Annotated in this window: 5 protein-coding genes; all 5 read right to left on the bottom strand. The window is 43.7% G+C overall.

Features of this window, described 5'->3' with window-relative positions; all coding sequences use genetic code 11:
- Positions 1-67 precede the first annotated feature (67 nt).
- Positions 68-385 (bottom strand): cytidylyltransferase domain-containing protein, encoded by a 318-nt coding sequence (locus tag FHC48_RS22515; protein WP_220420608.1) that lies wholly within the window; start codon positions 383-385, stop codon positions 68-70.
- An 86-nt stretch (positions 386-471) separates the two neighbouring features.
- The gene (locus FHC48_RS22510; RefSeq protein WP_220420607.1) at positions 472-2,226 is read right to left on the bottom strand and encodes a hypothetical protein; all 1,755 of its coding nucleotides are present in this window, start codon (positions 2,224-2,226) and stop codon (positions 472-474) included.
- A gap of 2 nt (positions 2,227-2,228) precedes the next feature.
- Positions 2,229-4,397: a glycoside hydrolase family 99-like domain-containing protein gene (locus tag FHC48_RS22505; protein ID WP_220420606.1), complete on the bottom strand. Its 2,169-nt coding sequence runs from the start codon at positions 4,395-4,397 to the stop codon at positions 2,229-2,231.
- A gap of 53 nt (positions 4,398-4,450) precedes the next feature.
- On the bottom strand, positions 4,451-7,759 hold the full coding sequence (locus tag FHC48_RS22500; protein WP_220420605.1) for a class I SAM-dependent methyltransferase: 3,309 nt from the start codon (positions 7,757-7,759) through the stop codon (positions 4,451-4,453).
- Positions 7,760-7,941: 182 nt separating this feature from the next.
- Complete coding sequence (locus tag FHC48_RS22495; protein WP_259281196.1) at positions 7,942-8,817, bottom strand: sugar transporter; 876 nt, start codon at positions 8,815-8,817, stop codon at positions 7,942-7,944.
- Between the last annotated feature and the right edge of the window lie 111 nt (positions 8,818-8,928).

The raw sequence follows: 8,928 nt of genomic DNA, 5'->3' as shown, positions 1-8,928 counted from the left end.
TCGATCATCGGATAATTGATTGTTGTGTGATAGCGCTAACTCATAAAGTTCAAAATTTGAGAACCTGCTACACTACGAAGCCTGTAAATACGGGCATGTTCATGAATTTTCCCTGATGGGCGAACGAAGTCAATACTTCATTAATTTTTGTAGTTGCTAGATCTAAACTTGTAGAGCGTTTGATAAATCTAATTCCTTCGGGAAGAAAATTAATGATCGCATCATCGCTGCAATACACAACAATCTCATCAATATTTGATACTTGCTTAAGGGTCTGTAATATACAACTAACTAGTGGCACACCATCAGAGAATGATTTGGTATTCTTACCTGGTAAACGTTCATTGTTTAGTTTCAATGGTACAAAAGCAACTGTTTTAGTCACATTACAATCCTTATGAATATTCCATAACACATAAAAAACGTAGCACATTCAAGTGAGTGATTGATAAAGGTACCTGGCTAATGCCGTTATTTATCAGTAAGTCGTCTAATTTTGGCTACAGATACCGAATCCATTATTTCAACTAAGCTGTTATAAATATGTATCCAATCTATACTATAGCTGACAAAGTCAGCTCTAATGCTCTCATCATCGATAATGTCTGTAATATGGTTTGTGTCAACTCGGACCGTTGAGTAATGGCAATGCATTTGTGCCATATAATCCGAGATATTACTCATATGCCCGATACCAGGCTTGCGAGCAAATCTTGCAATCGACACAGACCCAGTCATATAGTTTGCGATAAAAAAATCAGCCATTTGCGCATAGGAAATCTTTCTACTAACTGTAGACCCAACTACATCAATAGTTAATATGTCATTTGGAATTAGCTTCTTTATTTCATCTACTACTTGTTGATCTTCTTCTATCGATTTACAATCACCAGATGAAGGACTCAATGGAGCGGTCCAACCGTCAAATATGACTGCTAGGGAGGGAAAGTGACTATGTAATTTTTTAATTATATTGGCGTAACCATCAACTTGCTCGATCCATGATCTTTTCTGACCTGTAATACCTACCCAAATAATTGGAAATGCCTTTGCAAGGCTGCTATCAATATTTTGACTATACAACTTCCTTATTCTTTCGTCTAAATTATTAAATATATTTTCAATTTCGATTGCAACTGAATAATTTAACCCAAGTCTAAATATGCACCCTTTCGAGTAATTACCTAGTTGTTCTTTCGTTAAAACTTGGTAACTACTAACACATTCAAACAAATCTATTGGGCTTATAAAATCCCAACCAACGACACCGATGACAGATACATCAGTCTTCTCAGTTATGGTACTAAAAAGTTCTAATCCTAACAAAGAATCATATAAAAAATGATATGGCCGGGAATGACCGACAAGAAATGACTCAATGTCTGCACATTTGTTTACGCTATTTTTATCAGGCGGTGATATTCGAAGACAACCAATCAAACCGGAAATGATTGGCGTGGTAACATTTGTTATCACAATACACGTATTCACATGTGGCAAATATATTGCGTCACCTGAATTTGTAACTTGAATAAGGTAGAATATGATATCCCCATCATTACACTCGACAAAATTTACATCACCTCCGATAAAGCTTCTCGTTATAATCACATTACTATTCATACACGGTAATTTCAATTTTCCACTTTCACCGATGTCTTTTATAAGGGTTCCATCATGCAAATAATTTGCAAGTTTGCGCCAATCATCTGCTGTTTTATGACTCAACTGTTCAGTGCGCAGACAATATTCAACATCACCGAGTGTAAGTGATTCTATAATGTCGTTTGATGTGTATTTGTCTATTTTAAGTGATGGGTTATTTTTTTTATTAAGATCAAAATAATCACAAAATTCAATAACATTAGGTGACACAATCGTGCCTCGCCTTATATGAAAAGAAATCCAATCATAAACAACCCCATCAATATTAATTTTCAAACAAGAATTAGGATGTATATTTTTTTTAAAGCAAAAACCAAGAACAGATTCGGAATCACTTGGATCTTTAATTCTTTTTATTTTTTTGGCAACATCTTCCCTAAGTACATTTATATAATACCTATTGTTATCTTCATCCTGCAAGAACACATTTATTGAATTATTCGCAACAATCCACCCAGAAAATGTTATTTCATCCATTTCTGATATTTGCGAGGCGTCCATAGGTGTATCGAGCCATGCTTTTATACCACTAACGAGTTTTTTACTTATATGGATGTGCATATTTATCCCATCACTGCAAAGTTATAGTTAGCACTGGCACTAATGCAATTCTTCTCGGTGCTTAGAATATTCAAATATAAACTATAAGCAGAAACATGAATAACCCGTTCAATAGCATGTGCAAGGGTACCATCAATCTGCCCCGCTTCAATATCAAATTCATCATCAGTAATACCTAAACTCATCAGTGGTTTAATCGCACTTGTCCGAGCAAAGAACATAGTACCAGCCACAAAACTTAATTCACGAATATCATCCAGCTTATAACCCATCCGATAACACAGCTTTTCAACCTTCTCGGCATTGGAGCCCCAATAGAAATTCATGGGAACAATATGACCTTCCGGGCCAATAATGCCAACCTTGGACTGTTCTTTAAAAATATTCATCGCATTATCAATCGCCTGTGGCGTAATCAATTTTGAATAAAGATCATCACGCCATTTATCGCCATCTTCACGATGTTTGGAACGTTTGGTATGCACCTTAACAATATAGTCATAACCGTCGGCAATCACTGACTTCATGATTTTCAAAAAGGGCAAGACATCACGGCCGCGGTTTTCCAACGGCAGTAGATGATAATCAAGACCAGAGGCTTGCAGCATGGTCCGTGCGGCCTGCTCCTGTTGGTTTGGCGTTGTAACAAACAGTTTGATCTGGCAGGTGGTCACCCCCTGCAATTCCTGGATGATCTCTTCCAGGATATCGAGATAGAAAGCGTGAATGACAACGGCCAGCTTGTTCTGGTGACGACGGTCTGACTGAGTGCAAAGCTGTGTCCGGATCAATGCCGTACGGGTAGCTTCCAGATAACCAAATCCATACGCCTGATCAGGCTCAAGATGAGCACCTTCAGCCCACTCATTCCAGGCATTGATAAATACGAAACGTTCTTCTGGATTACCAATACGCTGTGTGGTTTCCAATGCGGCATTGAAAAGCCATTTTTGATAGAGACAAGGTGAACTTCCGTACAAAATCGTGCCATTGTTCTTTCGTCTGGCGGTATTATCCCAGCTGGGGGTTACACCGCGGAAAAACTGATAGCCAGGATCCGTATAATTTTCGCTACGCTTTACCAGCTCACTCCAGTCGTAAATATTTCCAGTAAAATCATCAGACAGATTTGCGATTTGATGAGTGATATTTGGAATGTTTGAGTTGTTAGGAGGGAATTCAATAGCTGCATCGATCCCATACACTTCAGGAGATTCTTTTTCGAAAGACTGCGTATATGCCATATAGATTTCACCGATGCCATTCTCACGGCACCAGGTACGCCAGCGCTCTACTGTTGCTTTTGCATCTGGAAGTAGACTTGGGCGATAAATAGTGAGTAATGGCTTACCATCGACACGAATATAGCGCGGGTCTCGCATATATTTCGATACATACTTAATAAACTCAAGATCATCGGCGGGGCTATGATCTTGTGCAATTAGAATCTCGCTTTCCAGACCATCCCAGCGTCTACTCCAGTTTTCATTTGCCCAACACAAACTAAACGGCAGATCGAGATTAGGATTATCCAAATAATTTAGAAGAGGTTGCTCCATCAAGCGGTGGCCTGCAAACCAGTAAAAATAAAAACAGAAACCATCGATGCCATATTGTTTAGCCAACGCAATTTGCCTAAGTTGAGTCTCAACATCTAGCAAGTTGTAGTAACCCAGCTCATCGGGTACATGTGGTTGGTAGTGCCCTTCATACTGGGGTTTCGCAGGTCTTACATTTGTCCATTCAGTAAAGCCATCACCCCACCACTCATTATTCTCAGGAAATGCGTGAAATTGTGGCAAGTAGAAACAAATTGTTCTCACAGGTGATTTAAAGTCAAAATCAAGCTGGCTATTTTTAATGTATATAGGGCTCGTGATGCCATCTTTGAATAGTGACGAAGCAGCTGGCTTACATACACGACCTTCGTTGATCCCTTGCGTGATATAGTGAACCAGAGGGTTCACTCCTGCTTCTTTCACATCTGAATTAAATTTTAGGTAGAAGCGAGTAGAAAATTCAACACTCGGATCGCGGAGCATTCGCCAACCATATTTAATATAATGCTCCGCTGGTTCCATGCCAAGATGAGATACGTCGGGATAAGTATTTTTATACCATTCGCCATCGAACAGTTCAGATTTATTCAATATATGTTTCAGCGATTCCATTTTCAGATCCATATCATTGTCTATTATTGATCAGTAATATAAAAAGTCGAAATTCAAGACTTAGGAGTACAAGACCTTTCTTCATGTTGCCCATGGACAATATAATGCACCAGTGGGTTGATATAACCTTCAGCCACATCCGGATATGTATTTAAATACCATCGAGTATTAAACTCCGGACCTGGGTTATATCCTGCAGCGGCACCATAACGCAGATAATGTTCTATTGGACTAATACCGCTTTTTTCAACTTCCGGGTAGTTGCGTAGATACCAGGTATCATCAAACAGTCCAGAATTAGCAATATGTGTATAAGCGGCGATTTCACCGTGCGCAGCTTGTTTTTCTTTAAATGTGCGACCTATGGCGCGTACCGGCGCGGTAAGCCGCCAAGAGATAGTACGTTTCAGATTGGCAGCCCGCTCTTTTGCTTGAACCAGCTTCTGCTCAAGGCGGGAGACCTCACGGGCGTGTTGCTCCACCATCCGCGTCATACTGGCCAATTCGACAAATCGTTCGGCAATATTGGTATCTAGAGCGTGATTTTCTTGTGTGAGGCGTTCAATCTGTTCCCGCAGCTGTTGGGCATCGCGCTCTGTCTGGATGCAAAGATCTTGATATTTGCGCTCCTGGTCAAGTAACTGAGCATTGAGCCGGCTGATCTCGTGTTCACGTCGCGCAAAGTCAGATTTTTGCTCGACCATTTGTTGCTGTTGTTGTGCCACCAATGTGTTTAGTTGCTGGATTGCTTGATCTTTTTCCTCCAGCCACTGCGTTAGTGTCGCTAGCTCTTGATAACGACTTGTCAGCTGTTCATTTAACAACGCTTGGTCAGCCTGCCATTCAACCTGCTGCTGTTGGTGCTGCTGCTCACTCAACTTCTGTTGGTCACGGCTTTGTTGTAGCTGTTGCTCGAGTTGCTGTGTCCGGGAAGAAGAACTACTGAGCTCTGCCTGCACAGCGACCAGCGCTTGGTCACGTTCTTCTAACCACTGAGTTAGAGTCGCTAGCTCCTGATAACGGCTAGTCAGCTGTTCATTTAACAACACTTGTTCAGTCTGCCATTCAGCCTGTTGCTGTTGGTACTGTTGCTCACTCAGCTTCTGTTGGTCACGGCGTTGTTGTAGCTGTTGCTCGAGTTGCTGAGTCCGGGAAGAAGAACTACTGAGCTCTGCCTGCACAGCGACTAGTGCTTGGTCACGTTCTTCTAACCACTGAGTCAGAGTCGCTAGCTCCTGATAACGGCTTGTCAGTTGTTCATTTAGCAACGCTTGGTCAGCCTGCCATTCAGCCTGTTGCTGTTGGTGCTGCTGCTCACTCAGCTCCTGCTGGTCACGGCTTTGTTGTAGCTGTTGCTCGAGTTGCTGACTCTGGCCGGTGACAGTGCTGAGCTCTGCCTGCACAGCGGCTAGTTCTTGCTCGCGCTGGGCCAAATGATCAGTCGCGACCGTCAGTTCATTCGCTCGCTCCCGTAGCTGCTCGCTCAATGCCGCCAGCTCGATTTGCCATGCGCTGTGTTGTTGCTGGTGCTGCTGCTCACTCAGCTCCTGTTGGTCACGGCTTTGTTGTAGCTGTTGCTCGAGTTGCTGACTCTGGCCGGTGACGGTGCTGAGCTCTGCCTGCACAGCGGCTAGTTCTTGCTCGCGCTGGGCCAAATGATCAGTCATGGTCGTCAGTTCGTGCGCTCGCTCCCGCAGCTGCTCGCTCAATGCCGCCAGCTCGATTTGCCATGCGCTGTGTTGTTGCTGGTGCTGCTGTTGACTGAGCGACTGCTGGTCATGGCTTACTTGTAACTGCTGTTCCAGTTGCTGGATTCGAGCTGAACAACGAGTGAGCTCTGCATTAGTGACGACTAAAGCTTGTTCCTGGCTTGTTAACGATTGCTTCAAGGTCTGAGATTCATGCTGGGAGCATAGTAATGACTCTTCGGCATCGGCCAGTTGACTCCGGTACGTCTCCGTTGACATACGCTCAGCGTCCAACGCTTGCAATAATTCTGTTATCTGGTGCTGCTGTTCATTGAGGGTGCGATCGCGCGTTGCCAGCAGCTTCTCTTGTGAACCCTGCTGCTGCAGGCTTTGGTCCACAACCCCCTGCAGACGGGCAATCTCATGGCTGCTAGCGGACAACGCTTGGTTGCTTTGACTGAGTGAGAGCGTTAATTGCGCTGCAAGTTGTGTCTGCTCACTTTGTTGGAGCGTCAATACATTGACCTGTTGCTGCAATCCATGTCGCTGCTGTTCGAGTAGCTGATTGGCGGCTTGGAGCGAAGTAATTTGTTCCTGAGCGGCGACTGTCGCTTCCGCTCGTTGCACAAGCACCTCATTGAGCGCTGTCAGTTGTGCATTTTGGCTGTCTAACTGCTGTAAAGCCTCATCAAGCTGTATTTGAATGGTTTGACTATGACTCGCGGCATGTTTTACCGCTTCATGTGATTGAGCGAGCTGAGTGGTGAGTTGACTAATCTGGTCATGTTGCGCTGTAACTCTCTCGGCCAGTTGCCCTCGATGCAAAGCATATTCTTCCTGCTCGATCATCCGTTGATCATCATATTTAGCTTGCTGCGTTACCAACTGTTGCTGTAATTGACGTTTATCCCAATCATCAGAACAAGCTTTACCTAGTCTGGAAAAAATCTCCTGAATCTGATGCACTGCGGCAGGATTAGCCGACACGGAGAAAAGATTATGCATCAGTTCAGATTGCTGGGAGCCGACGCCAACAATCCCAAGGCCATGCCCATGGGCAAACTCAAAATGGGGATATTGCTGTTTCAACTCATCAAATAGTTCAAACACCCCGAAGCCACGCTCACGCACATTCGTGTCATGCATAATGACAACGGATCGTTCAGAAAGCTTGGGTAACCAACTCTCAAAATCATGACGTACCGCTTCAATAGTATGTAGCCCATCAATATGCAACAGGTCGATTGACCCATCCATAAAATGGTCCAACGCTTGATCAAAACTACTGCGAACTAGGGATGAAAAGCCAGAATAGTGCTGATTGTTGTGCTCAGAAACATGCTGAAAAACATCCTCCCCATAAATGCCGGCATGCTCGTCTCCAGCCCAGGTGTCGACCGCGAAACATTGTGCGTCTAACTCCAATTTATCGACTGCCTGACAGAACGAAAAATAGGAAGTTCCATAATGAGCACCTAATTCCACTATTTGCTTTGGCCTAATCGACTCGACCAACCAAAATGCAAAAGGAATATGTTCCAGCCATGCAGAAGAATAGAGGTACTGGGGCCGCCAAAATATAGATCGCGTGATTAGACTGCTCACACAGTTGCTAACGTGCTTTGTGTCAGAGTCAAAACCAAGCTCGCTGGAGTGATTGTGCTGATTTTCCATTTTTTTGCTAGCCAACCTTATAAATGAAAATTTTATGTCTATTCACACGTCAAATCTTATGCGATGGCATTTGAATGACGGGAGATACCGCATTTGCAATCCCGTTACCTGACCATATTTTCACCTGGAGTCTGTAATAACAGTTGTTCACCTCTAGGTGTCAATGGCACTGGGTAGCGCGTTTAGTCCTGATGCTCACGCAAAGTCGCAAGGCCCATCACGACCAAGCCATAAAACAGGCAAAGGAGAACGCCGACTGTGGCCAAGTTATAGAGACGGCGTGGATATTCAGCCTTATCCGCCAACGTGGGTTGGCTGATAACTAAAAGATGTTTAATTTTGCGATAGGCCTCTACCCGAGCTTGCTCCAAACTAATCAAGCTGGTTTTATAAAAATCGGCAGCCAAGGATGCACGGGCTTGAACCTCTTGATAACTGGCCGTGATTTCGTTCATGGCATCCTTATCGACTCCGGTTAATTTCCCCTGTTCCTGCTGGAGCTGCTTATTCAGTGCATTAACGCTGGTTTCTACGGCGACCACTTGTGGTGCCGTCGATTTCATATAGCTTTTTAGGCGTTTTAATTCGGTTTGTTGACGAACCAATTCCGCCTCAATTTGATTGATCATTCCAACCTGAGCACTACTGGTCGACTCAGGGCTAAGCAATTGATGGCTATTTTGAAAGGCTAAAACCTTATTCTTTTCGGTCTGGACTCGCTGATAAGCACGATCGGCCTCTTTCTCAACAAAGGCCAATTGATCCAGAGCCATCTTATGCCCTAAACGATTGATAAACTGCTCTGACTCTTTGAGCATCAATGTGACAACCCGTTGGGAGTAGTCCGGATCAAACGTTTGCAATTCGATGGTGAGAACCCCCGATAAGTCATCTAGATGTAACGTCAAATGCTTTCGGTAGTATTCAATAAAATCTTCTCGGCTTGCATCGCCCGATAGTCGCGAAAAAAAATCGGCCTGATGACTTTGATAATGCCCCTTAAGATCCAGCTCTCGATCCAGTGTCGATAACAGATCCCATGACTGCAAATAGTCCACGGAAAAATCATGAACATTCCCGTAAATAAAGGCTTCCCAGAACCTTCAAAAGGTACTCCGGATCCATCGCGCACATCGCTCTTTTGTGTTTAATACTCGCTTTTAGTGTCG

Source organism: Enterobacter sp. EC_50 (assembly GCF_019584525.1).
In the GTDB taxonomy this organism is placed as follows: domain Bacteria; phylum Pseudomonadota; class Gammaproteobacteria; order Enterobacterales; family Enterobacteriaceae; genus Enterobacter; species Enterobacter roggenkampii.
This window is presented reverse-complemented; position numbering and strand designations above follow the sequence as displayed.